This window comes from Chryseobacterium sp. CCNWLW53 (assembly GCF_037083525.1).
GTDB classification, from domain to species: domain Bacteria; phylum Bacteroidota; class Bacteroidia; order Flavobacteriales; family Weeksellaceae; genus Chryseobacterium; species Chryseobacterium lathyri.
In genome coordinates this window covers 88,764-115,603 of the sequence record NZ_JBAOJR010000002.1, presented here as the reverse complement: position 1 = coordinate 115,603, position 26,840 = coordinate 88,764, and the positions used below count along the sequence as shown (strand labels likewise).

Here is a 26,840-nt window from a genome sequence, read left to right as displayed (position 1 = left end):
ATGGCTGATACAGTTATATTATCTGAAGGAGCGGAATTCGATCACGTTATACAGGAGGTTTCAAAATACATCCACCTTTATGTAATGGCCTTTGAAAAGGAAGAGCGAAGCATTATACGCATAGATAAACGTGAAAAAATGTATGGCGGAAACGGAACTGTATACATGATCCAAATGTTTGATCAGAATGAGCTGGCCAATAATCGTCTGGGTGCTTATATGGTTCTATTAAATACAGGTGATGAATCCGGGTTTCATACCCACAATGAAAAAAATGAAGAAGAACTATATATTGTTGTGCATGGAGCCGGAGAGTATCGTGAAAGAACCGGAACTCAGGGACCGGAGCGAAAAAAAATACTTCAAAAAGGAGATATTACAGCCATCAGTTCCATAGGCTATCATTCTATTGAAAACATCGGAGATGAACCTTTGGTTATGTTTGTTATTACGACTAATAATCCTTAATAAAGAATAAAGCTTAACATCCATCTCAACTAAGCCGTAAAATATTGGAAAGGTTTTGCCTTGCGTTCACAGAGCTCCTGTTGAAAGGATGCTGCTTTTGATCAGTTAGAGAATTGGTATTTATTAAGTATGATATGATTAACATTTTTTGTATCTCCGGATCATCTCTTATTCCATTTTATCTTCGCTTCTCGCCTGAAGGCAAAAGGTTTTCTTTATTGAAAATAATTATCATTTTTTTTCGGAAATTGATAACTGACGCGAGATTATTTGCCATATTATTGTGTTTTCATGATAACATCGTTTTAAAAAAAATATATTGATAGGTATTCCCACAATCATTATGAGTTCCGTTTTTTATCTCATATCTTATATCTTCATTTCCTGTACAATGGAGGTTGAAAAGAAAAAAAATTTAAATGTCTCTTCTGAAATTTACAATTGTACACATGTAAATAACCAAGCAAAATCATGGTCACATCCAAAGCTTCAAGAATTTTTAAAGATATTTACTGTTAACCCTATGTTTCTAGTGTTAGGGAGCAATAAATCAAAAACGGAAGGAAGTGATATAGCTTGCATATGCAGCCAAAAGATGAAGGAGCTCAATTTAATGGTTAAGGATTGCAAAGGATGCCTCAGGCCAATTGGGAATCCAACACAGATTAAAATTTTGATTTTATGCTTAGCCGCTTCAATAACGATAATTATCGGTTTAATCATATTCATCAGAATAAAACCAAATACAAATAACAATTCAGACATTTATTTGCCTGAAAAAAGCACAGAAATAAGCCCCACAGAAATACCCGATGCCAAATTACCAAATTCAATTAGTAGCAGTACCGAACTGTTGATCCTGGAAAAGCTAAATAATTTTGAAGATAATAACATGTTTACAAAAAAGGGGGTTACCCTTGGCAATCTTGCTACAGAGTTTGGAACGAATGTAAAATATTTATCTGCAATTATTAAAAAATATAAATCTGACAGCTTTAAGACTTATATTAATACTCTCAGGATAAATTATATAATCGGCAAGATGGACAGTGATATTTCTTATAAAAAATATAAGATAAGCTATCTTGCAGAAGTTACCGGCTTTGCCACCGCTTCTTCGTTCACCAAAACTTTTAAAGAAATTACAGGCCTCCCTCCATCCTTATACTTTGAAAATAAATATGATAAATCGGTTTCCGAATAATAAACTAATTGCAGCTTTCAGTAACTGAAATCAAGTGGGTATATTTTTTTTTCCACTTGGTTATCGTATTCCTGCTTAATTTAAAGATTGAAGCAGTTCGCATATTACTTAAATCGTTTTTAATTTGGTAATTTAAAATCTTTGAAATACTGTGTTTATTATATGCTTTGTGTTTTTGATTCAAAGTGAATGTGTCTTTATCAATACCTCCAAAAATTTTTTGATTCAGCTCAATTATATCGAATTGAGATAGCTCATTTTTACTTAAAATCGGCATACAGACATCTTTCCTGTCCGGAAATTTTTGTTCAAGTATATCTAAAAAGATCAGCTTATAGTTTGGCGTAAGATTCTTCTCCATATCATTATCTTTATTGATTTAAGCTTCTGTACTTTCATATTTAGATATCCATTTATACAGGGTTGTCTTTGGGATTCCGTACCTATTTATAATTTGTAATTTTGTCATTTCTCCGGAAGAAATCTTCTCCATGATAAATGCTATTATTTCCACTGTATACAGATTTTTATGCAATTCTGTCCTTGCTGGCTTTTTCACCTCGTCATCTTCACTGCTGAGACGAGCCTTTGCTTTAGGAGAATATAATATCAGGTGCTGAGTGTAAACCCTGAAAAAATCGTATTTTAAAAGCTTGCACCAGCTGAGAAGGATCTCTGCATCCAAGGTTTCAGCTTCATACATTTTGTTGATTTCGTTCATTTCACATTTGAAAAACCTGCAGATATGGCCTGTTTTAAGTCCTGATTCCATGACTTTTAAATCAATTAATTTCCCGATATGTATTTTCTTATAATTCATGCCCTATTGCCAATCATCAGGCAAAGTCTTTTAAGTTCAACGATGGATACTAGTCAGAAACTTTATATACAGATACTGACACTTTACTATCGGTGAGTAATGATAAATTAACGTTTCCAGTTTCAACAGCAAATGTGATTGTCTCACCAGCGTTCAGCGGAACAATAGCTTCAAGAGTAGTGGAAGTAACAGGTACCGAAGCAAGTGTGACACTAAGAATAGATACACGGACAGCATCAATAATTTTCTGCTCAAATACAGTATTGCCATTTTTCAGGATACCTAACCTTTTACCCCCTAACACACTTAAATCAACACCACCCGCCAGCTGAACCTCATACTTCACATCATAAAGTCCTGTTTTCGGAGCTGTATAAACTCCATTGTTGAGAAGCGTAGAAACTCCTGTTTTAGTGTCTGTTGATGTAAGGCTTATTTTATTCCAGCTTGTCCCGGAAATACCTAAATTTATTAACGACCAAGCACCATTTTTACTTGCAAAAAGTGTCGTTCCCGTTCCGCCTGCCTCTTTATTACCATTCAAGGCTGCCCAGACATTGTTAGGAGCATCATAATAGTAATAGCCTGATGCTGTGACTTGCACTGTTTTGGGTGTTGGCGTCCCAACGGGCGTTGTAACATACACTATAGCTCCATTTTGAACATTACCGTACACAGAATCTTTTGCTTTTAATTGATCTCCTGTAATTCTTGGAGGTAACAGTCCATCAATTGAAGTAGTTATAGTTGGATTTCCTACAATATCCATCGTTGCAGAAGGATTTGCGGTATTCACCCCCACCTGTGCATAAAATACTGATGTTATGCCTACAGTGAATGCTAATAATGAGTTTTTTTTCATGATATATATTAGATTTGTAAAAATTACTAGTTATTAATGCTCACAGAGCCTAAAAAATGCTCTAGCATTAACAATGTAAAAGTCAACACAAAATCACAGGCATACAAACGAATATCTACCCATTTTCGGAAATCTAATTGATGAAATTTCCGAAAACAGCTACATCTTTTTAAAGTAATAATGACGTTGTTATTGCTATGGATAAAGGAATAAGAAGATTATTCCTCTGAAGCAATTATCGTTTAAAAACTATAAGCCTTGAATAAGGAGTCCAAACTTTGCCGTTTTGTCTTGCTAAAATATAATAGCTATCCTTTTTCAGAATATCACCATCCAACTAATTAATTTGATCATTTTTATGCGCTTATATATCAATAGTTTTGGATAAAAAAGATTTTAATTTGTATTCATGAAAAAATATAATTCAGCTTAAGCTTTGGCTGGCTGATTTGGCTTTTTAGAAATAATTTTTTTTTTTCATCATTTGTGTTGTTACCACACCTAATATAATAAAAGGTGTGGTTTTTACTTCATTAAAATCTAATTCGTTTAAGAAATCAAGCCTTATGATCTGACCATATTAAGCTTATAAAGGAATTATTTTTTTACTGAAAGGGATCTAAATTGAGATGGAGTTAAGTCTGTTTTAGATTTAAAAAACTTAATAAAATTGGTTACCTCTTTAAAGCCCAGCTTATAGGCGATTTCACTTATACTTTTATCCTGGTAACAGAGATTTCTTTTGATTTCCAGAATCATCCTGTTGATCAGCCATTGTTTTGGGGTTTGTTTTTCTTCCTCTAGAAAAGCAATTTGAAGTGTTCGCAAACTCACATTTAAATTTTCAACATAAAATTCTAATGTATGCCTTTGGTGGATATTTTTATTAACCATAGACTTGAATTTTGACAGTAACAGCTTGTTCTTGGAAACATCGAGCTTTCTATCTTTATACTCTGATAAGTTTTCTGCAATTAAAAGGATATTGAATAAGTAATTATTTAAAATAGCAGACTGAGCTTCATGATAGGGTCTCTTAAGCTCATCATTTATAAAGCTGAATAAGGCGGAAATCTCATCAAATCTTTCCCTTACATCAAAATACGGTAAATTTAATGGATCATTAAATAAATCTGATTGTCCAAAAAACTGGGTCTGGCATAAATTATTTGTACAAAAAAAGTCTTCAGTAAAAATTAACACCCTCCCCTTGTAATTGGCAGGCTCATGAAATTGAGTCACTTGATTTTGAGTAACAAAAAGCATATACTTTTGTTCTATATCAATGGTAGTAAAATCTATGGTATGCTTCCCCTCGCCTTCGTCGAAAAGATAGATGACATTAAATTCCGTTCTATGTGGCTGGAATAGCTCGGAAGACCGTAGTAATAGCAACTCCGATATGCTTTTAGTGTTGATATAAGAAACACCATTATCAGCATTGAGAAAGGGCTCGATTAGAAATTCTTCCATAATTCATATTTTATTTAAAGAAATGATTAATGCTGGTATATTACAGTTTTTTATATTCATATTTAAAAACTTAATCGGATACCTGCCAAACTAATGTATTATGAAGGAATATTTGTAATAAAAATTCCTGCCACAACTACAATGTGTATTCAAAAAAAACTGCACCTATACCGATGCAGTTTAAACACAAATGATAAAAAAATATCTAGAATCTCTTAAGTCCTCAATTATTTTAAACCTATACAACTCTTTTTGAGTACTGCTACAAAAATAATTCCTCAAAATGAAATCATTTCGATAAAAAAACGTATAAAAAAGGTAAATATGCGAATTGAAGAAATAAAATTTTCTCTTTAAATATTTAAAAAGTTAATATGTTTCTCTAATTGGCAGGAAATTAAGATACATTTTCCCCCTTATGATCTTTATTTGCCTACTTAACTGGGGACAAATTCAACTGATTTGTCGTTCGAGGAAAACTTCATAAGTATCAAGATTTCAGTCACTATCTTTGCAATCTAGAAAATATCAACTAGCCAACGAGCCGGTAAGAAAATTGAATCTTTACTTCCGATCAATAGTGAGGTGAATCATAGAAATTATAATGCAAAACAATTGAATATTATCAATAACATCAGAAAAAAAATAAGGAGTTTAAGTACTAATACCTCTCTCAATTTTTGTAGGACTGTACCCAAACTGTTTTTTAAATGTATAAGAAAAATGTGAAAGGTCCTCAAAACCCAGATCAACAAAAATATCAGACGCAGATTTGCCCTCTTCTTTTATCAAAAAATGAGCTTCATTCAGACGTTTTTGCAGAATCCATTTATGCGGTGAAGCCTGAAATATTTTTTCAAAATCACGTTTAAACGTAGCAAGACTTCTTCCTGTGAGATAAGCAAAACGTTTGAGATTAACATTGTATCTATAGTTTTGATTCATAAAGGCTTCCAGATCAATTTTAAAAGGTTCGGAAAAATCAAAAAGGATATTTTTCAGTTCAGGCTGGGCTTGCAATAAAATTAAAAGAAGTTCTTTTATTTTCAGGTCAATCAGAGACTGATTTTTCAGGTTACTTTCCAGAAGTGTCTGTAAAGAGATCATAAAATTCTGAAGTACAGCATTGACTTCGATAGGAATAAGAGACTTTGCCGTAACCGCATGTTCAGTATGAAGATTATATTCTTTCGAAAAGTTTATTAAATCCTCATCATTCAAATAGATATTCATACTTTCAAAAACACCGTTTTCAGGTGGAATTTTAACAAACTTTACTAACTGATTTTTTCTGATAAGATTAAAATCTCCTGGATTTGCAGCATAAGTGCCATTACTATCTGACAACATAAAACTACCCGAAATCTGATACGAAAGAGTATGTTTCGGAACAAAATTTTCGCCTTTCCTATTCAGTTTGTGATAACAGGAATAAACAATATCCTTAGTTTGTAATCTGTTGTTCATATCGAAAAATAAAAGCATTACTATTGCGTAATGCTTTATCAAATTTACAAATTATTATTTCAGAATTGCTTTTGGTTCAAGGTAAGCTTCCAAACCATAGGTACCGTATTCTCTTCCGATTCCTGATTGTTTAAAACCACCAAAAGGAACCAATGGATCATGATTGAAACCATTGATACAAATTCTTCCAGCATCAATTTGAGAAGCAACACGCATTGCTCTTTCTGGATCTGCTGAACTAATATAAGCAGCCAATCCGTAAGGTGAATCATTTGCAATTTCAATTGCTTCATCTTCTGTTTTATAAGGGATGATGGATAAAACCGGACCAAAAATCTCTTCCTGAGCGATTCTCATTTTATTGTTGACGTTGGTGAAAATTGTAGCTTTTACAAAGTTTCCCTCTTCTAGTCCTTCAGGTTTTCCTTCGCCGCCGGCAAGTAATACAGCGCCTTCTTCCAAACCTAATTTAATATAACTTTGAACTCTGTCAAACTGTTTCACACTGACCATCGGGCCAATATGAGTATCCTCATTCTGAGGTAAATTAACAATGATTTTGTCAACAGTAGCTTTTGCAATGGCATTTACTTTATCCAGTTTATTTGCAGGTACCAAAAGTCTTGTCGGTGCAATACAAGCTTGCCCACTGTTCATATAAGCTCCATAAACTGCCATTGGAATGGTTTTTTCCAAATCTGCATCCTCAAGAATAATGTTCGGAGACTTTCCACCCAATTCCAAAGTGACACGTTTCATTGTATCGACAGCAATTTTTGCAATTAGTTTCCCGACTGCTGTAGAACCTGTGAATGAAATTTTAGAAACGTCCGGGTTATTGGTCAATTCTGTGCCAACCACATTTCCCAGGCCCGTCACGAAGTTGATGATCCCCTCCGGCATGCCGGCATCATGAAATGCTTCCATCAAAACCTGAGTCTGCAGACTGCTCATCTCGCTAGGTTTGATTACAACGGTACATCCTGCTGCAATCGCTGTAGCAACTTTGCTGCAGATGGAGCTGTTGCTGGAATTCCAGGGTGTAATGATTCCGACTACACCAACAGGTTGTAATTTCACGAATGAAGAATTGATGCTTTCTTCAAATTTGTACGTCTGAAGCACTTCTATCATACTGTCGAACCAGGCTCCGGTATGCTTACTGCTCATCGTAACGAATTGGCGTGTACCACCATATTCTTCAATCATGATATCAATAAAATCCTGTTGTCTTTTTTCGACTGCAGTTCTTAATTTTCTCAAATAATCAATGCGTGTAGCAACTGTAGATTTAGAAAAGCTTTTGAACGCAACTTTTGCCGCTGCGATTGCATTTTTCGCATCTATTTCATCAGCTAATGTGACTTCTCCGATCTTTTGATTATTAGATGGATTGATCACATCAAAAATTTCTGCCCCGTGTGGAGTAACAAACATACCGTTGATGTAAATTTTATTTACTATTTTCATTTTGTTGACTTTAATGATACAAATTTAGAATGATGACTTAACTTGAACTTTGTAGAAAAGCTCAAATTAACTTTGTAAAAAAGCTCAGGCCATAAAAGCAGAGATAAGGATTATCTTGCCTCCAATACATTGGTTCTAAAAACAATGGTCATTGTAAGTTCATTCTAATTCATATGTTACATTTACGTTTCCCTAATCTAATGCCTCTGACAACCCTGTAAGACCGTTAACCGGGCCTAATTTGATTACTATTAAAAATGGCGCCGCTTATCTAAAAGCGGCGCCATTTGTTTTTGGCCAACAAGATAGGGCTTATCTAAGCACTTCTTATAAGACCGGGTTCGTTTGAGTCAAATTAAAAGTGATGACTAAGTCCTTTCTCGTCCTTATGTTTGAGTTGTTACTATACAGCCTGATCAGAATAACATTATTCTATCCATAAATGTCCCACAGAATAGGTTCTGGCTTTACCTGCCACAACCACTCTTTCATTTTTGTTTTCACAATAGAGCTGGCCGTCTCTTTCCGATAGCTGGCGGGCGAAAAGCTTATCTTTTCCTAATCTTGATGACCAGAAAGGAATAAGCGAGCAGTGTGCAGAGCCGGTTACAGGATCTTCAAGAATAGACGACTGCGGTGTAAAATATCTTGAAACAAAATCACTGTCAGTACCTGCTGCTGTTACAATAACGCCTCCCGGATCCAGATTGATAAGGTCAAAAACAGATCTTTCAATTTTGATTTTTTTTATGTCTTCCTCAGATTCGTATACCAGAACATAGTCTCTTGATTTGAAGACTTCCTTAGGCTGGATATTGAGAGATTGGGTGATAATATCCGGAAGAGCAGATTCTTCAGGCATTCTTGACGGGAAATCCATATAATAAAATCCATCTTTTACTTCGACTGTTAATTCACCGCTTTTAGTTTGAAAAACCATTCTGTTACTCTGATGGTTTAAGATAGAAACTAAGCAATGAGCCGTGGCGAGAGTAGCATGCCCGCACAGGTCCATTTCTATTTCAGGGGTAAACCATCTCAGATGAATAGTATCGCCATTATCAATAAAGAAAGCTGTTTCTGCCACAGCATTTTCACTGGCTATTTTTAAGAGTATCTCATTGGGTAACCAGTTTTTTAATGGGACAACACAGGCAGGGTTCCCATGGAAGATCTCTTCTGTAAAAGCATCTATTTGATATAATTCTAACTTCATGATAGACAAAATTTAGGTCTATAACAAAGATAATTTATTTCCTGAACCTGAACCCAATTGAGTTTATATAAAACATGAAGCTCAACATCGATGGTATTTAACCTTCTAAAAATTTCAATGCAAAATTTTGCTTTTTTGATTTGAATATTTTGAGGTGTCTTGCAAAAATTGTAAGTTATCGAACTCATTATTTGATCAACATCCTATGTTTAAAATTTATAATATTGAAGATTTTAAGTCTGAGAAATCTATAGATAATGAATTCATGTTTGAAAGATTTGAGGATCTTAATCGCCCTCCTGATCTACAATGGCCTCATAAGCATAGTTTTTATGAGATACTGTGGCTTACTTCAGGCAGTGCTGTCAATAGGGTTGATTATCACCAAACAGAAATTGGGCCCAATACTTTATTTTTTATTTCACCTGGCCAGCTTCATCAGATGTCAACGACAAAAAATGTGAAGGGTTACAGTATTACTTTTACCGAAGAGTTTTTGTTGCTGACCTCAAATAATAAGGATAAACTTCTTTCCCTCAGTTTTCTTCATAACAGTAGTATACAGCCATTCGTTAAATTAACAGATGATAGGGTGAATGAGATAAAACGCCTCATAGAAATGTTGGAATATGAAATAGGATTATCTGAAAAATCAGCAATGATTATCAGTCATTTACTTTTTGTTTTACTCAACAGGATTCAGCGTATTATTATCAATACCCACGATTATATTTATGACAATGTAAATAGTCTAAGGTTTCGAAAGTTCCGGGAATTGGTTGACTGCCATTATCTGAATGAAAAAAAAATTGAGTTTTATGCCCAGCAGCTCGGTTTAACCCCGCATCGTCTGAATGAAGTTACCAAGCATATAACTGGAAAGACCGCTGGTGATATTATTCGGGAACGTGTATTAATGGAGACCAAAAGATTGTTAGTTCATACTGACTGGAACATTTGCAAAATATCGGAACATCTTGGTTTTGCGGATTTATCATACTTTTCAAGGCAATTCAGAAAAAAAGAAAAATTAACTCCGCTTGACTATAGAAATAAAATGTCAGAAAAGTTCCAGAATATTTAGAACTTTTCTCTATTACAATTAACTGCCTCCCAAATTTGGTTATAAAAGGGATTATGGATGATAGAGATCTTGTTTTATAGTAGTTGGGTAATGGCTAATACAAGACCAATAATGCTTAAAATGTATAAGAAGAAGCGAAAGCTAAATGATAAGCATCTGGCTCAGAATGATGATTAGTATTTTCCCAGGAATCCGCCTCCGGAGATTTTGATTTCAGAGCGGGATAAACAGCTGTAGCTATACAGTATGTTAATATGCATAGAGAAAAATATAAAAAACCACTTTTTGACATGATTAGAATTAACTTGTTGAAAGCAAATTAATTATATATCGAAATGACATGTTCCCCCATTTTGGTTTGCCCCCTATTTTTAATTAATATTTCCTCCTTTTGTTTAAAATAGTCTTTATAACTGCGATTCTCCAATGCCGTTTTTAATTTGTGAAATACCACTGCTTTAATTAAAATAAACTTGATATTACAGACCAATGTGATTGATTTAACATGCTGTAAACCAGCAAAATACACAATGCAGTATAAATGCAGTATAGATTTTTTTAAATAATAGGTGTACTCTTGTAGTAGAAATTTCAAAGCATAATTCCCTCATATTTATAAAATTTATTAAACAATAAGTTAATAACAAAAACATTAAACAAATGAAAAAAACATTCTTTACACTTTTGACAACTGTAACATTGTCAACCATGTCATTTGCTCAAGTAGGCATCAATACAACAAACCCTGATCCTTCAGCTATATTGGATGTGGAATCTACTGCTAGTAAAAAGGGAGGAGTGCTGATTCCCAAAGCCTCCTTGGGAAGTGAGACAGACGGAACTACCATTGTCTCTCCTGCCACAGGGCTTATGGTGTACAGCAATGGAGGCACTATCACAACAGGCGATGGTTTCTATGTAAATTATGGTACTCCTGCTTCCCCATTATGGAGAACTTACCAGCAATGGTCACCTGCACAATATGTACTTCATAATACTTACAATACTGTGGCTACCGCTCCTGTAAGAAGGACCGGGCTTGGACCTACTACGACTATTAATAATGTGCCTTTGGGATTATCATTGACTGTTGACATCCCTCCGCACAGTGCTTGCCGGGTGATTGTTACTTATTCTGTTCCAGTAGGGACATATAATGTGGTGCCAACTAATGCCAGTGGTTTTGGGTATTATGGCGTACGGTTTTTGAGAAATGGAGCTGAAGATCCTGCAGGTTCTCGGAAATATACAATTCTTCCTGCTGGTGGCGGTGCTTCTTCAGGCATGGTAAGTTCAGGAGCTACCTATATCGCGATAGAAACAAATGCTACTAGTACCGTTAAAACGATTACTTATGATTTGAATGGTTATATAGAACTAGGAGGAGGAGGTAGCTTCACTTCTACAAATATTGTTTTCAATATGTGGGACAATATTGGTAATCCCAACTTTAACTGGGGTTATGGAACAATGACAGCCCAGGTATTTGCAAAGGCACAATAGGTAATATCATAAATAAACCATACTGCTTATCACTATTTTTCCTGACAAAAGTTCAAAATATTGGTATGCAATTTTTAAAGGGTCAGCCTACGAAACGGAAATTTTAGTACGACAAGTTTTTTAACTATCAAATAAATAGCTTGGCAGATTTTATCCTTAACCTGACTTTTTTTTACTTTTCGTGAGCTGATTCTAATATGACCCATTTCATTACAGATTGCTAAAAAACTTTACCTTTCTGGAGATATAGAATTTAACAAATGTATTATGGGATATTAATAAGTTTATTTTTTCAATTTAAAAATAAAAAATCAACAAATTGTAAATCAATGTATTGTTTATTGCAGTATAAATGCAGTATAAGCTTTTTACATTATTGCTGTAATTTTGCTATACAAATTTTAAGTCTGATTCCCTGGTATTTTAAAATTTATTAAAAACAAGTTAACAAAAACACTAACACAAATGATGGAAAAAAATGATTACTTCTAGCAATTCTTTTTTAGCAGATTATCTTTTAACATAAATAGGAATAAATACTATTTCATCAACATTAGCCCCGGATGTGAATGGAAATAGGCGATTTCGAAATGTTCCTGAAAATAATAATCACTCTTTTATAGATTGTTATGTATGAGGCTTTTTATCCTCAGGGAGGTAACATAAGGATTACTCTGTTATGCCCAATCCTAAGCCGATATTTATTGATTATCAACTCATACAAGCAGAAGAATGGCGATAGATCCCCACTTCACTACTTTCAGTGTAGTGGAACTACAGATAAACCAAGAGGTGAAAGCTGCGGTACTTTCTCAAATCAAAGAATAAAAAAAATTAAAGAGGGGTAATTTATGAATAAACTCCATACTGTTAGCTACAGATATAAAGAACAAAAGCAGGATATATTGAACAAAATATCCTTTATATAATAGGTAATCTAAGCAGAACTCAGGAAAATATAGATGCAATGCGGGAATGTATATCATATTTTCGTCTTAAGCTTACATTCAATCTATTTCAGTTTTGATGTTTCCCGCTGCAGTAATATACAGTACCCTTTAACAAAAAATATAAAAAATGAACACAAAAAATTTATTTTCAATCGCATTGTCGGTAGTAAGTGTGGCTTTTTTTGCACAAACAGGCAATGTAGGAATTAATACAACAACTCCAGGTACAACCCTTGATGTGAATGGAGCTATTACCAACCGTGAAACAGCTATAAGTGTTGCAGGTAATACGGCTAATATCCCGGCTAATACAAGCCAGGCACAGCTTACAGGAAGTGCTACCGCAACAGTTTCGATTTCCGTTCCGGCTGCTCCCAATGCCGGTCAAAGGCTGGTAATTTTTAATAACACTACTGGTGGGTTTGGTGCAGCACTAAACGGGGTTACCATACCGAATGGAAAAGCACTGGAATTTGTATACAGTAATGCAGGGTGGAGAGCTACCGACGGAGGAACTGTAGGCGCAGCTCCTGTCAATATTTATACCGCAAATGGTGCACTTAGCAGTAACAGAATTGTAACACAGGGAGCCAATACCCTGGCATTTACAGCCAATCAGCCTAATGCATTCTCTGTAGCCGGAAGTACTTTTTCGGTAGACGCAGCCAATAGTAGAGTTGGATTGGGCACTTCAGCACCAACTGAAAAGCTTGATGTAAGAGGAAATGGAAAATTTGAGTCTAATTTCGCTCAAATTATGGCCAATTCTACAGGTACTAATCCAGCAAGTATTGATTTGACTAGATATAATGGCAATACTAATATTCCTGTTGGGCAACTTGCAGGATATCTCAATTTCAATGGTTATGTTAATAATAGTAGTTGGACATTAGGAGCTATTGTGGTAGCAAAAGCAGATTCTCCAACGACTTTGGGCTCGCAAATGGATTTCTACACCAGCGGAAATGTGACCGGTCCTAAAATGTCATTAGACAACTTGGGAAAGCTTGGTATAGGAACCAATGCTCCAACCAATACATTGGATGTAAACGGCAATGCTCGGTTTCGCTCGTTACCGACACAAACTACGCTCGGAAGTTCTAATATATTGCTTTCTAATGGAACTGGGGTTGTTTCACAGATTACCAGTAACGACTTTATTAACACCTTAAAAACTCCCAATAATGTTTTCAATGCTGAGCAATTTGCCAGTAGTGCAACTTTGCCTGGAAATGGGGTTGCTAACAGAGTTATACTGGGAACAGTCAATATCAATTCTGCAGGGGCAGGTACCTGGAACTCTACTAATAGTAGCTATACAGTTGCTAAAACAGGAATATATCATATTGTAGCCGGAGTACAACTGGAAAATGCTCCCGGCGCTCCAAATTATGGACTTTATATTCATGCAGGTAATGGTGTTTGGACTTTCAGTGGGGCTCCCCAGGCAGGAAATATTTTTATATTATCCGGGACCTATGTAAAGTTGCTTAATGCAGGAGAGGTTATTTATTGTGAGACCAAAGCAGGTATTGGCACACCTAACTATAATCATAGCAATGCATTTATGCATATTATATATACTGCATTGTAAATGTTATCATGAAGATATATTATTACTGTTAAATTTATAAGCAATAGTGGGAAGTACATAGTCCTGACAAATTGAAAATGGCTATGTAATTGTATTGATGTATCGTGTTTTCTATCAGGCAGGCATGAAGTATACTTAACAGAAAAGGCGATTTTACAATCGCCTTTTAAAATAACCGTTCAACCTTAATTGCTTATTTTATTGATTTGATAATAAATAGGAATCAAAATGAATTTAATACTAATTAAAATGTCAGAAAAGTACCAAAATATGTAAGATTTTTCCTTTATCATATTTGAGAATTTTATCAAATTTGTGGCAGGTAAGATAGCAGGTCAAAGATTCATGCGGGTGGTGCATAGACTTTAATAATTCACAAATGGCATTCTGGCAAAACCACCAATACAAAATCCAAATCTGAACAATAATCTGTAATACATATCTATGGCTAATTTTTTTTACGACCACTTTGAAAATACAAGCTGAATTAAAAACGTTAAATCTCTATACACTATTTTAAATATTATCTTTTAAATTCAGGAAAGAACTAAGTTGGGATACAATGGCATCTAATTTTGCTGAAAGGGCTTCAGGGCTGCAACAAAGGACGTTATGATCACTCAGGCCCAAAATCAGCATTCATATGTCTGATATAAATTAGATTCTTTCCCAAGCCTTTCGCATATCGAGCTTCGGTTCCGATTCCAATAGTTTTTGTTAAAGAAGCCTGGATGGCCTCAATTTCTTTAGGAAGCTTTTTATAATTCGAAAAACCAACAGCGATATAAGCTTTCACTATTTTAAATTGTAGTGCTGTAAAAATAACAGTTTACGATGAAGTAACTGTGAATAAAATGACATTTTCCGAATCATTTGAATATTACCTTAATTTTTCTTCTAGTACCTATGACCCTTTTTAAAAATATTTTTATTGTTCTGCTACTTTTGCTGATCTGTAATTTCAAATCTCAAATTACTACTGCGAAAATTGATAGTTTGCAAACCACCGTATTTAGCAAACTTTTAAAGAATGGGGAGTTGTACAAGATCGTCTTGCTGGAAACGAAACTGCGAAAAGAATGTCAGCAGTTAAATTATGAAAACGGCGAGATACGGGGATGTCTTAATTTAGCGAATGTGCTGATTCTGATGAAGAAAGATAAGGAAAGCCTTCAAATGCTTGAGATGGCTGAGAAAGAGTTGAAAGGTAAGAAAGAATATGCTCTCGAAGCATATATGTACTTTGTGTATGGTAAAAACTACAATTCTCTGGGCTTGCATGAGCAGGCAATTAAATGCTTTGATACTGCTTTTGTACTCGCTCATAAGATTAAAGATCAAAAGGAAAAAGAAAAAAGGCTCTACAGTATTTATGATTGGAAAAGAAATAGTTTTGAATATTTAGGATTAATGGACTCTGTTTACAGCAATGAACGGAAATGTATGAAATCTCCAACGCCTATGCTATTCATTACCATAGCCGAGAGGCATTTTAAGCTAAATAATATAGACTCTGCTGAATTTTACATTAATAAAGCAAATGAGCTTCTCACTACCCGGCAAATTCCTATTGAGGGTAAGGCCAATGTACTCAGGGCTTTTGGAAAGCTGAATATTGAAAAGAAGAATTACAATAAAGCTTTAAACTATTTATTCAGTTCTTTAAATATTACTTCAAAAGCTCAACTAGGTAAAGGCACACTGGAATCTTACAAATTGATTGCTGAGGCGTACAACGGCCTGAATTTTCCCGAACAAGAGAGTGAATATCTCGCAAAATACTCTGCTCTAAATGATAGCTTACAACGAGAGGAAAATTCCGGAATTAACATGGTCATTAAACGAATGCATAAGGAGCAGGCAGATAACGAAAAAAGATACAGTTCTGTTTTATTGTATGTCATACTCAGTATTGTTTTCTTAGGCAGTATTATAGTATATTTTGTTTTTAAATTTTCCAGAAGGCGGGAAAGGGTTAAAGATGCCATGATCAATGAAAAAGTAAAAGAATCAGAAAACCTTAAGCGGAAATTAACTACTACATATGAAGAACTGATCATGCTCGCTAAACGATCTGATCCCTCCTTTATGATTAAGTTTAGAGATTCACATTCTGATTTTTATGATTGCCTTATTTCAAAATACCCGGATCTTAATCCAAATGATCTGAAATTATGTGCATTTCTTAAGCTGGACTTATCCAACAAACAGATTTCTGATTACGATCATATATCAATTAGAACTGCTGAATCGAAAAAATACAGACTCCGGAAGAAGCTAAAACTTTCCAGAGATATTGATCTGTATAAATGGATTCAGAATTTTTAATTTTTTATCAATTATACAATCAGAAAATCAGTGTTTTATGGTGTGCGGTATAAATGCAGTAAAGATTTTTTGGATCTAATCGAATAAATTTGTCTTCCAGAGTTTTAGGTGCAAATAAAATCGGAAAAGTTACAATTAAAAGATTCTAAAAACACAACCAACGCTTTGCTCTATTTAGATTTTTCAGTCATTTTCCCTCACAAAGTCCGGAGTTTCTGATAGAGCGAAGGTTTGAGACAGATTCTCAAGTTTCCGGCATATAATTTCTCTAACATACAAAAATATTTGTGTATGAAAAAGACATTTAACTACCTTAGTTTATTGCCTAGTTGATACTGTTTCCTCTATTCAAAAACTAGATGTAAGCGGCTATGGTAATTTAAGTCTGGAAGTGCACATATTGATAGAAGCACGATATAATCCGGTTCGGAAGTCAGCAATACAAAACAGCACCGGATCTAGAATTTTTATTGCCTATATACCCTTATAATATGTTTATGAATTTTAAAAATATCCACATTGGGCAGATGATAGAACAAAAGATTAAAGAAAACGGAATAGAAATATCCCGGGTTTGTAATTTTTTGAATATTATGGATGCTGATTTACAGCAAATATATAAATCTGCAAATATTGATTGTGATATGTTACTAAGGTTTTCTAAGTTAACTGAATACGATTTTTTTCGGACCTACTCTCAGCATCTGATTTTGTATTCCCCTCCTAAGGGACTGAATATTAAACAGGGTAAGACCCATCTGCCGGTTTTTAGAAAAGCAATTTATTCGAAGGAATTGATTGACTTTATTCTGGAGCAAATTTCATCAGGCAGAAAGACAAAATCACAGATCATTGAGGAATATAGAATTCCTAAAACAACATTATATAAATGGATAAAAAAATTTCAAAAATGAAACAGTATCCCAATTATAATAAGATTTATGAGGATCTTATTGAACAAAAATATCCAGACAGAGAAGTAAGCTGTAAAGCTCTCTTAAAAAAGGATGTTTTATCTTCGTTAGATGTAATTAAATTAAACAATTTGCTTTTCAGCAACGGATTGCATCATTTTAATCAAAAGCTACGTTCTTATGATGAATCTGCTATTTTGGAAATTCTTCAATATCAGAAAATTAATAAGCTTAGTAATACCACTGTAGCATCCCATTTTAAATTAAGCAGGAATACTCTTACAAAATGGAAGAGACTATACAATAAATTGTAATCTAAAACGGACTTGCTGCTCTGCTTACCAATATATTCTTTTATTAAAAACTTCGGCTCATGAGATCCGGTTATTATCGTTTTTATCGGATATATTGCTGGGTAATATATTGCTGCATGATTCTTTGTATAAAATTTTTTTTATATGTAATCCCTGCATACCAATAAACGACTAATTTATAGAATATCAGCTTATCTGGTTTTAACAGGACCGTTTACATAGTATGTGAGATGTATGATTTTTAACTTATATTTTTAAATGAGGTGGTGAATTTTTATTTGTAGCGAACAGCAATTGTAGCAGGCCCAGGAATAATTTCTCCTGTAATCAAAATACAATTTAAGATACTCGCATTATAATACAAAACAAGTGAAAATTTTGAATATTTATATGACAAAACCAAAAGAATTTCAGTATTCTTCTTATTGTAAAAAATGGCATTCATCAAGTTCTTTTCCATTTTTTAAACATATAATTTTGTTGTTACTATTAGTTACTTGTTTACATGCCAAGGGACAAAAAAATGACAAAAAAGCGATCGGTAAAATTGATTCTCTAATTGTTGTTGCTGATGATTTATACATGAATGGAAAGGATAGAGAACTTATTTTAATCGTAAAAAAAAAATAATACCAGAATCAAAAAAAAATAATTACGAAAGAGGCTTATGCTATGGTCATTTTTATATTGCTTCCTGTTTATCATTTGCCGGAAAATACCTTAAAAGTAACACATATATTAAAAAATCACAATCCTATACTTCATATCTAAAAAATGATTTCATGCAAAGTTCCCGTAATTATGGATTAATAGGAGATAATTTAACAGATCTCGGGCTTTATACTTCAGCAGCCCAAAACTACCATAAAGCTGTTATCGAAATTGAAAAAATTAAGACCAAAAATTATAATGACCTTTTAACTCAAAGCACAACATATAATACCATGGCGAATTTGTATAATATACAGAATTTCCAGGATTCTGCATATTCCTATTTGCTAAAAGAAAGAAAGATATTAAGAAGAATTCCTCTGCATATTGCATATAGGGAAGTGGGAAGCTCTTATAGCTCACTGGGAAACTATTATCTTTTTAAAAAAAATTTAGATTCAGCAGAGTATTATCTTCAAAAGTCACTATCAATTCTAAACAATAAAGAACATCCGTACGAAATTGAAGCTTTAATTGGAATGGGAGATCTTTACGTGTATAGGAAAAGGAATGATAAAGCTATTCAATACTACCAGGAAGCATTGAGTAAAGCAAGTAATGATAATTTGCGTTCGCTTGGAATAATATATAAAAAACTGGGGGATTTCTATTTTAAATGCAATGACATCGAAAAAGCCAGGAAATATTCAATTTTAGGACTGCGGTTTGAGGATAGTATCAATGTAAATATGGATCGTGATCGCAATTTCATTGTCAATGAAATCTTGGAGGGAGAAAAAGAAATTTACGAAAATGAAAATAGGAAAGTTAATTATGAAATAGAGCTGCTGGTAGGTGTAATTATTTTATTATTGATAATTATTTATGCTTTTCAGAAATCAAAGAAGCAAAACGACTTGAAGCTGGACATCAAAGAACTTGAGATAGCTAAAAAGGCAGCTTATACTAATGAACTGGAGCAGAAATTAAAAATATCTTTACATGAAGTTATAGAAGCTGCAAAAAAAAACAGTCCTGTTTTTTTTGAAAAATTTCAATCTTTACATCCGGATTTCAGTATAAAGTTGTTAGAGATCAATGGTAGCCTTACCACCAATGAATTGATACTTTTGGCATATGTATACCTTAATTTTCCATCTAAGGAAATAGCATCATATACTTTTAGATCATACCGAACAGTGCAAAGCAGAAAATATATGTTGCGGAAGAAGCTTAATCTGGAGACCAATCAAGATCTCTATTTATGGTTAAAAAGAAAGACATAAAGATATACTTATGTAGTACGTAAGCATTAAGCATTTCTACTTTTTTCAAAATACAACACATTTAATATTCTGATTATAAGCTATTTATATAATTAATCCTTTTTACGTATCTGGTTTTTTTTATGAGATTTCCAGTTTATTTTCCTTTGCAACAGAAATTCTTATAAAATGAAAAAAATATTATTACCTATGGCTGCGATATTTTTTGGCACCATAATGCATGGACAAGTTGGTATTAACACTTCAACTCCAAAAGCGACTTTTGACATTATGGCAAAAAATTCGAGCGGAACTTCCACTTTAGCAGACGGATTGCTAATACCGCGTGTAGACAGGCAAAGGGCGGTGAATATGACTTCAGTTGAGCCTTCTACCCTTATTTATGTAAATAGTATTGCCACTGGCAACGCTACAGGACAGGGATCAAATATAGATAGTATAGGGTTCTACTATTTTGATGAGACAACAAGTAAATGGAGCAAACTTATTACGCCTGTCGGGGATCCTACTCCCGATGCGTTTGTGGATGATAGCGCCAATGCAATGGTTAAGCTTGGAGCAACCTCTTCGGGTTCAGCCAGAGCGGCAGGATCAGAATTTGTTATAAAGGATGCCGGAAATGTTGGCGTGGGTACTTCAACACCAGCCCAAAAGCTGGAAGTAAATGGAAATGTAAAATTCAATGCGGTACCTAATGCTTCATCTGTAGATAATACTGATAGAATAATGGTATTACAAAGTGACGGTACCGGTAAAAAAGTTCCTTTAACTAGCCTTCAACCGCCTAATACTTATACTCCAAGAGGAATATTTCGTTATCAGGCTCCTAATCCTGCTTTATATGCATTGAATACATCATACCCAACCACAACTATCATCAATAACATTGATATTGGTTATAATACCTTTACTGTATATATTCCCCCAAATACATCTTCATTGATCCTTTTTAATTACTCAATACCTAATGGATTAACTGATTCTACTGGAGATAACCTCAATTTAAATACAAGTGGTACTGTTTACCAGGGAATAAGATTTTTAAAAGCAGGAGTGGAAGAACCCAGCGGATCAAGGAAATTTCTTCAAACCGGAGTTTCTTGTTTGGCCGGAATTTATTCGGAAACTATTGATAACCCTACTTCCAGTCAAATTGCTATAGTATTCTCGCTTCATGGCTATCTAGAGATAGTTGCAGGCACTAATTTCCCAAGTGGTTCTTTTGCAAGATTTAATATGAATAAAGCAGTTGGAGCAAATTTTAACTGGGGGAAAGGTATTCTAACATTACAGCAGTTTGATAAGCCTCTGTAGTAGTTTTGACGCACAAAGCATTTAAGATTGTGGCTTATCGGAATTGAAGAAGGAGATGTTTGTACTGGTACTGTGAAATTTAAAAAGTAATTCTGAAGAGGTTCTCGCTTTAATGTATAGACATATAAGTGGATAAGAATTAGTTGAAGATAATGGAAAGGTTTAAATATTTCAGATTGGACTTCTCTAAAATAGAAACCAGCATTGGTAGACAAAATAATAAGAAAGGGCATAGTTGTTAAGCACTAAACCTTTATAGAAAAAGTAACTTTCGGAGTATATTGTTAAAATCCATTTATCTTATAACTTAACAAAATACTGTATAATAATTAAATAACGAATTATGAAAATTAAACAATTATTTTATTTGGGGATATTTGTGATATCCATTTCCTCAGGGAAAGCCCAGGACTTTTTTACAGTAATCAGTGAAAGGTCCATCAAAGCAGATCCTAAAAACAGGACAGTACAGCCGGAAAAGTCATTGACCTACACATTGGATGTGGTAGGAATGAAAAATTATTTTAATTCTGTTCCGGAATTGAAAAACAGTGATCGTAAAGATAATGCTCCGATTATTGTTTTGCCAATGCCTGATGGTACGAAAGCAAAATTCAGAATCTGGAAATCTTCAGTAATGGCTCCGGGATTAGCCAGTCAGTTCCCTCAGATTATTACCTTTACAGGGCAGGGGATAGATGATAAGTTTGCCACTATAAAACTGGATTTTACAGAATTGGGTTTCCATGCGCAGATAAAATCTGTGGTAGCTGGTGATACATACATTGATCCTTATGCAAAACTGGATGTCAACAATTATATCATTTACAAAAAAAGTGACTTAATTGATAAAAAAACGAGGTCTTGTGGAGTAAAAGATGAAGACGATACTCCATTAGGAAAAAAAAACGCTCAAAAAACCACATCTCCAAGCGTAGGAACTCAAATTAGAGTTTTCAGGCTTGCTGTTGCGTGTACAGGAGAATATGCGGTAGCAGCAACGGGTACAACTACTCCTACTGTTGCGCAGACACTTTCAGCAATTGTAACTTCTGTGAACAGGGTGAATGGAGTGTATGAGCAGGAAGTAGCTTCAAGATTAGTATTAGTGGATAGTGAAGTAAATGTAGTCTTTACAAATGCTTCTACAGATCCATTTAACGGAAATAATGATGCCGATACATTAATTGATGAAAGTCAGACTCAGATTGATTTATTGATAGGAAATGCCAATTATGATGTAGGACATACTTTTAGTACTGGCGCTGGTGGACTAGCTGGTCTAGGAGTTATTTGCATGAATGGTCAAAAAGGAAGTGGAGTTACTGGCTCGGGTAACCCAGTCGGAGATCCTTATGATATAGACTATGTTGCCCATGAAGTGGGACATCAGTTTGGAGGTCCACATACTTTTAATGCTCTTACTGGTGCCTGTGGGGGTAATCGTGATTCTGACAATGCAGTAGAACCAGGAAGCGGAATTACCATCATGGCTTACGCTGGCATTTGTGAAGCCACAAATGACCTAGATTTTCATAGTATTCCTGTTTTTCACACCAAATCATTTCAAACGATAACCACAACGGTTCAGTCAACAACATGTCAGGTGACAACTCCAGTTGCTAATACCGCTCCCGTTGTAAATGCAGGAAATGATTATATTATTCCTAAAGGCACCCCATTTAAGTTAACCGGTTCTGCAACAGATGCACAAAATAATGCACTTACCTATTCATGGGAACAAAATGATGTAGGACCTGCAGGAAACTGGAATGCACCGACTGGAAATGCCCCTCTATTCAGGTCATTTGTACCGGTAATAGTTCCTTACAGATATTTTCCAAAGATCACAGATGTTATTAATAATACGACAACCACAGGCGAGATTTTACCATCGTACGGAAGAGCAATGGAGTTTAGATTGACGGTAAGAGATAACAATGCAGGCTGTGCAGGAGTTGCAAATGATGATGCAAAAATTACTGTGGATGCCAATTCTGGACCATTTACGGTAACAGCACCTACTACAGCAGTAAGTTGGACAAGCAATACTACTCAAACCATAACATGGAATGTAGCCAATACAAATGCTGCTCCTGTAAGCTGTGCCAATGTAAGTATTTTACTGTCAACAGATGGAGGTTTTACTTATCCTACCACTATTATCGCCTCTACTCCAAATGATGGTTCCGAGACTATTACAGTTCCTAACGTAAATACATCACAAGCAAGAATTATGGTTTCAGGACAGGATAATGTATTTTTTAATATTAATCCTGTTAATTTTACCATTACCCAGACGTTAGGTGTTGGTGAAGTAACTGGAAGTAAAGATGTATTTATAGTATATCCTAATCCAAGTAAAGGACTTCTGAATATTAAATTTACTAATTTTAATGAAAATTATGATATCATGGTATATGATGTAAGCGGAAGATTGGCATTTAGTAAACTGAATAATATGTTAACGGTTGATAAAATCAGTACTTTCAATTTAGCTCACTTAATGACAGGAGATTACGTGATTAAGATTAAAACTAAGAATATGGAGAAATCCGTAAAATGGGTTAAAGAATAAGAATATCTAAATCCATAAATTGAAAAAAAGGTTGTTTTACAATGAAAACAACCTTTTGTATGTTTACTTTCCGATACAGAACTTGGAAAAAATATTCCCCAATACCTCATCATTCGTCACCTCACCGGAAATTTCACCAAGATGTTCTAAAGCATTTCTCAGTTCATAGGCCAGCAGCTCTGTAGAAATCTGGAAAGAAATGGCTTCTTTTACTTTATGGGTGGCCTCCAAAGATTTCCGAAGGGCTTCAAAATGTCTTTGGTTGGTAATGACCACATTATTTTCCTGAGACTTTAACTGCTCAACGTAGGAAGACAGTTCATTTTTAAGGTCCTGGATATTTTGGTTTTCTACGGCGGATATTCTGATAAAATCAAATTCCTGGGTAATTTCATTTCTGAAAATGTCTTCTACAGCTTCATATTTCGGAGGCAGTACTTCGTCAATTTTTGTGGCACAGATAATCAGCTTCAGATCGTCTCTCTGTAAAGATTTTATCATTTCAATATCCTCAGAATAATCTTCTGTAGCAGCATCTGCAAGGTAAACCAGAATATTGGCATTCTCCACTTTTTCCTTCGCTTTTTTCACTCCGATTGCTTCAATTTCATCCTGGGTTTCACGAAGTCCGGCCGTATCGATCAAACGGAATGCATGACCTTTGATATGCAGCACTTCTTCGATGGTATCCCTTGTGGTTCCGGCAATATTACTGACGATCGCCCTTTCTTCTTTCAATAAAGCATTTAATAAGGTTGATTTTCCAGCGTTCGGTTTTCCAATGATAGCAACCGCTGTTCCGTTTTTGATGGCATTTCCATATTGGAAACTTTCAATCAGAGAGTCTAATTTTAATTCGATCTTATCCAGCAGTCCGTTAAGAGCCGATCGGTCAGCAAATTCTACATCCTCTTCAGCAAAATCCAGTTCGAGCTCAATCAGGGAAACAAAATTCAGAAGATCTGTTCTCAGGATCGATATTTCATTGGTAATTCCTCCTTTCAGCTGATTGATCGCTACTTTTCGGGAAGCTTCATTTTCAGACGCAATCACATCTGCAATGGCTTCCGCCTGCGAAAGATCTATTCTTCCGTTGATAAAGGCACGGAGGGTGAATTCTCCTGCTTTTGCCATTCTTGCCCCGTTCTTAGTCAGAGTTTCCAAAATACGTTTTCCGATATGCGGTGAGCCGTGAAAAGCTATTTCCACAGAATTTTCTGTAGTAAAACTTTTCGGAGCCAGAAAAATAGAAAGCATCACTTCATCAATAGCTTCCTCACCATCCATAAAATACCCGTAATGGATGGTATGAGACTTCTGCTTTTCCAGTTTTTTGCCCGGAAAACTCTTCTGGACAACCGGTAAAGCATCGTTCCCTGAAACTCTGATAATCCCTAAAGCTCCTACTCCATTGGCTGTGGCCAGTGCGCAAATCGTATCGTTATTCATGGTGCAAATTTACGTTTTTTCAGGCTAATTTCTGATGGGGTATTTTATACAGATTGTCTATGACTTTGATCGGAATTATTGGAGTTTTCAAGTCATTGCGAGAAACAAAGTGACGAAGCAATCTCAATTCGTGATCATTCGTGCTAAACATTTATATTATTTGTGTTGAGATATCAATAATTCTGCAAAAACAAAAATCCTATGTAATTAGTCTCCGGGAGATTAAAACATTCCCTTTTTAAAATAAGGCTACTCCGCCACTTGTTCCTTGCAATGACAGTTATTTCTGCCGTTTTCCTAATTCTCTTACTTTCTGAAGCCATCCGTTACGCTGTATCTCGGTAGAATTTCGTATGACACCTATATAAGTGACCTTCACCGGTTTTACACCACAGAATTCCAGCGTTGATTTTTTTAGCTGATTAATGCTCGGCCTTCCATAAAAAAGCCGGTAATACCATCCCGGCTGATCCAGTGTTGTAATGATGTGGGCGGTTTTCCCTTTCAGCAGCTTATCCCACCAAACTGAATTTTCTCTGTAGCGGTAGGCAAATCCCGGAAGAAAAAGTCTGTCAATAAACCCCTTCATCAGGGCAGGCAAACCGCCCCACCAGACCGGATGGATCCAGACCAGATGATCTGCCCACTGGATAATTTCCCAAGCCTTCAACAGATCGGGTTCCAGCTCCATTCTTTTCTGATATCCAAAGTGAAGAACAGGATCAAATTCCAATTCTGCTATTGTGATTTCTCTGACTTCAGCTCCTGATTGCTCGGCTCCTCTCTTGTAAGCTTCTGCCATTCCAAAATTGAAGGAATCCTTGTTGGGATGCCCGTTAATAATGGCTATTTTCTTCATCTTGATGTTTTTATATGTATGGATTCATAAGCTTTAAGCTTCTCCAGAAGTAAGGATGGCTGATGCAGCTGGTGGCTGAAATACGTATTATTTTCATGGAAATTATTCAATAGCTCTTCCGTATGAAGCACCGCAGAAAGCGCCGTTAATTCTGCCTGTCCCTTTGTGCTTTGCAGGCTTAGTTTTTCATTCCCGGATTTAGTTTTTATAATCATCTCAAATACGCTCTGATCGCCATTTCCACTTGACCCGAAAATCATTTTCCGTTCTTTAAGTGATAAAATATTAAAAATCCTCACCTTTTGAAATGCCCCTAAAAGCCATGTGATGAACTTCGAATTATAAGTCATCTTCACAGTCACATTAGGTATGTTTTCTATCTGATTGAGAATATATAAATCCGGTACATCAAAGTTGTAAGCTTCTCTTTTCCCTATCCCAAACGAAAAATCAAAATCTTCGGAATCTAAAAAATGTTTTATGGGAACCTGTCGGTTATTTTCATACCTGATAAAAGGCTTGGCTACATTTTCGGCCATAAAATGCGCCGAGCTTTCACCCGCAAGGTCTTTCACGGAATAGTATACAAAAAGTTTCACTTCCTGAATATCGTCCGTATTACCTGAAAGTGTTTTTACCAATCCGTTGACAATACCTCCCATCCATCCGGAACTGAAGACAATCCTGCTATGGACATCTCTGTTTTTAGCAATTGCATACGCTTTGACAAGATCGGGAGTCGGTTTGGTGATATCCAGATAATCTATTTTATTTTCGATGGCAAAACGAAGAATATGATCCTCTTTATCATTCACAGAAAGAATGACCAGATCTATTTTCTTTTCCAGAATCACCTGAAAAGTCCCGGGATCAGTAACATCAATTCTAAGATGATTGCCTGTACCTCCTTTTCTTCCGCCAACGAATATATTGACATGTGGGTTTCTAGATTTTAAAATCCGGATAATTGTTTTACCTACAAGGCCGTTTCCTCCAACGACCAGAATATTGTGCTCCATAATATTTTTTTACAAAA

Annotated in this window: 23 protein-coding genes; 12 read left to right on the top strand and 11 right to left on the bottom strand. The window is 35.0% G+C overall.

Features of this window, described 5'->3' with window-relative positions; genetic code table 11:
- Positions 1-468, top strand: a complete 468-nt coding sequence (locus tag V6R96_RS05575; protein ID WP_336378251.1) for a cupin domain-containing protein — start codon at positions 1-3, stop codon at positions 466-468.
- Positions 469-859: 391 nt separating this feature from the next.
- Positions 860-1,672 carry a helix-turn-helix domain-containing protein gene (locus V6R96_RS05570; RefSeq protein WP_336378250.1) on the top strand — a complete coding sequence of 271 codons (813 nt, stop codon included), beginning with the start codon at positions 860-862 and terminating at the stop codon, positions 1,670-1,672.
- A gap of 4 nt (positions 1,673-1,676) precedes the next feature.
- Here V6R96_RS05570 and V6R96_RS05565 read toward each other — a convergent pair whose 3' ends face one another.
- From V6R96_RS05565 to V6R96_RS05535, 7 genes are all read right to left on the bottom strand, one after another.
- On the bottom strand, positions 1,677-2,033 hold the full coding sequence (locus tag V6R96_RS05565) for a helix-turn-helix domain-containing protein (RefSeq protein ID WP_111959637.1): 357 nt from the start codon (positions 2,031-2,033) through the stop codon (positions 1,677-1,679).
- An 18-nt stretch (positions 2,034-2,051) separates the two neighbouring features.
- The gene (locus V6R96_RS05560; RefSeq protein ID WP_336378249.1) at positions 2,052-2,492 is read right to left on the bottom strand and encodes a transposase; all 441 of its coding nucleotides are present in this window, start codon (positions 2,490-2,492) and stop codon (positions 2,052-2,054) included.
- Positions 2,493-2,541: 49 nt separating this feature from the next.
- Entirely contained in the window at positions 2,542-3,354 is an 813-nt protein-coding gene (locus V6R96_RS05555; RefSeq protein WP_336378248.1) for a hypothetical protein, read from the bottom strand.
- A gap of 597 nt (positions 3,355-3,951) precedes the next feature.
- Positions 3,952-4,827 carry an AraC family transcriptional regulator gene (locus V6R96_RS05550; protein WP_111959631.1) on the bottom strand — a complete coding sequence of 292 codons (876 nt, stop codon included), beginning with the start codon at positions 4,825-4,827 and terminating at the stop codon, positions 3,952-3,954.
- A gap of 654 nt (positions 4,828-5,481) precedes the next feature.
- Positions 5,482-6,294 (bottom strand): AraC family transcriptional regulator, encoded by an 813-nt coding sequence (locus tag V6R96_RS05545; protein ID WP_336378247.1) that lies wholly within the window; start codon positions 6,292-6,294, stop codon positions 5,482-5,484.
- Between the two features lie 54 nt (positions 6,295-6,348).
- A complete protein-coding gene (locus V6R96_RS05540; protein WP_336378246.1) occupies positions 6,349-7,764 on the bottom strand; it encodes an aldehyde dehydrogenase family protein in 1,416 nt (471 codons plus the stop codon).
- A gap of 427 nt (positions 7,765-8,191) precedes the next feature.
- Positions 8,192-8,980: a PhzF family phenazine biosynthesis protein gene (locus tag V6R96_RS05535; protein WP_336378245.1), complete on the bottom strand. Its 789-nt coding sequence runs from the start codon at positions 8,978-8,980 to the stop codon at positions 8,192-8,194.
- A gap of 205 nt (positions 8,981-9,185) precedes the next feature.
- Between V6R96_RS05535 and V6R96_RS05530 the strand changes: the two genes are divergently transcribed.
- From V6R96_RS05530 to V6R96_RS05520, 3 genes are all read left to right on the top strand, one after another.
- Positions 9,186-10,064, top strand: coding sequence for an AraC family transcriptional regulator (locus V6R96_RS05530; RefSeq protein WP_336378244.1), 879 nt, complete (start codon positions 9,186-9,188; stop codon positions 10,062-10,064).
- A 660-nt stretch (positions 10,065-10,724) separates the two neighbouring features.
- Positions 10,725-11,567 (top strand): hypothetical protein, encoded by an 843-nt coding sequence (locus V6R96_RS05525; RefSeq protein WP_336378243.1) that lies wholly within the window; start codon positions 10,725-10,727, stop codon positions 11,565-11,567.
- 1,077 nt (positions 11,568-12,644) lie between these two features.
- Positions 12,645-14,111 carry a hypothetical protein gene (locus V6R96_RS05520; RefSeq protein WP_336378242.1) on the top strand — a complete coding sequence of 489 codons (1,467 nt, stop codon included), beginning with the start codon at positions 12,645-12,647 and terminating at the stop codon, positions 14,109-14,111.
- Between the two features lie 616 nt (positions 14,112-14,727).
- Here the strand turns inward: V6R96_RS05520 and V6R96_RS05515 are convergent.
- Positions 14,728-14,907 carry a hypothetical protein gene (locus V6R96_RS05515; protein ID WP_336378241.1) on the bottom strand — a complete coding sequence of 60 codons (180 nt, stop codon included), beginning with the start codon at positions 14,905-14,907 and terminating at the stop codon, positions 14,728-14,730.
- 200 nt (positions 14,908-15,107) lie between these two features.
- On the opposite strand from V6R96_RS05515, the gene V6R96_RS05510 reads away from it, so the two are divergent.
- The 7 genes from V6R96_RS05510 to V6R96_RS05480 all read left to right on the top strand — a co-directional run bounded on the left by V6R96_RS05510 (position 15,108) and on the right by V6R96_RS05480 (position 23,496).
- Positions 15,108-16,439, top strand: a complete 1,332-nt coding sequence (locus V6R96_RS05510; RefSeq protein ID WP_336378240.1) for a hypothetical protein — start codon at positions 15,108-15,110, stop codon at positions 16,437-16,439.
- A gap of 497 nt (positions 16,440-16,936) precedes the next feature.
- Positions 16,937-17,353: a transposase gene (locus tag V6R96_RS05505; protein ID WP_111959665.1), complete on the top strand. Its 417-nt coding sequence runs from the start codon at positions 16,937-16,939 to the stop codon at positions 17,351-17,353.
- Positions 17,350-17,667 carry a helix-turn-helix domain-containing protein gene (locus tag V6R96_RS05500; protein WP_228452575.1) on the top strand — a complete coding sequence of 106 codons (318 nt, stop codon included), beginning with the start codon at positions 17,350-17,352 and terminating at the stop codon, positions 17,665-17,667. Before V6R96_RS05505 ends, V6R96_RS05500 begins: the two co-directional genes overlap by 4 nt.
- Before the next feature lie 390 nt (positions 17,668-18,057).
- The gene (locus V6R96_RS05495; protein ID WP_336378239.1) at positions 18,058-18,297 is read left to right on the top strand and encodes a hypothetical protein; all 240 of its coding nucleotides are present in this window, start codon (positions 18,058-18,060) and stop codon (positions 18,295-18,297) included.
- Between the two features lie 152 nt (positions 18,298-18,449).
- Positions 18,450-19,604, top strand: a complete 1,155-nt coding sequence (locus V6R96_RS05490; protein ID WP_336378238.1) for a tetratricopeptide repeat protein — start codon at positions 18,450-18,452, stop codon at positions 19,602-19,604.
- A 270-nt stretch (positions 19,605-19,874) separates the two neighbouring features.
- A complete protein-coding gene (locus V6R96_RS05485; protein WP_336378237.1) occupies positions 19,875-20,918 on the top strand; it encodes a hypothetical protein in 1,044 nt (347 codons plus the stop codon).
- Positions 20,919-21,261: 343 nt separating this feature from the next.
- On the top strand, positions 21,262-23,496 hold the full coding sequence (locus V6R96_RS05480; protein WP_336378236.1) for a reprolysin-like metallopeptidase: 2,235 nt from the start codon (positions 21,262-21,264) through the stop codon (positions 23,494-23,496).
- Positions 23,497-23,559: 63 nt separating this feature from the next.
- Here the strand turns inward: V6R96_RS05480 and mnmE are convergent, their stop codons facing one another.
- The 3 genes from mnmE to V6R96_RS05465 form a co-directional block, all read right to left on the bottom strand.
- Complete coding sequence (gene mnmE, locus V6R96_RS05475) at positions 23,560-24,945, bottom strand: tRNA uridine-5-carboxymethylaminomethyl(34) synthesis GTPase MnmE (RefSeq protein WP_111959387.1); 1,386 nt, start codon at positions 24,943-24,945, stop codon at positions 23,560-23,562.
- 280 nt (positions 24,946-25,225) lie between these two features.
- Positions 25,226-25,804, bottom strand: coding sequence for an NAD(P)H-dependent oxidoreductase (locus V6R96_RS05470; protein ID WP_336378235.1), 579 nt, complete (start codon positions 25,802-25,804; stop codon positions 25,226-25,228).
- Complete coding sequence (locus tag V6R96_RS05465; protein WP_336378234.1) at positions 25,801-26,823, bottom strand: saccharopine dehydrogenase; 1,023 nt, start codon at positions 26,821-26,823, stop codon at positions 25,801-25,803. Before V6R96_RS05465 ends, V6R96_RS05470 begins: the two co-directional genes overlap by 4 nt.
- Between the last annotated feature and the right edge of the window lie 17 nt (positions 26,824-26,840).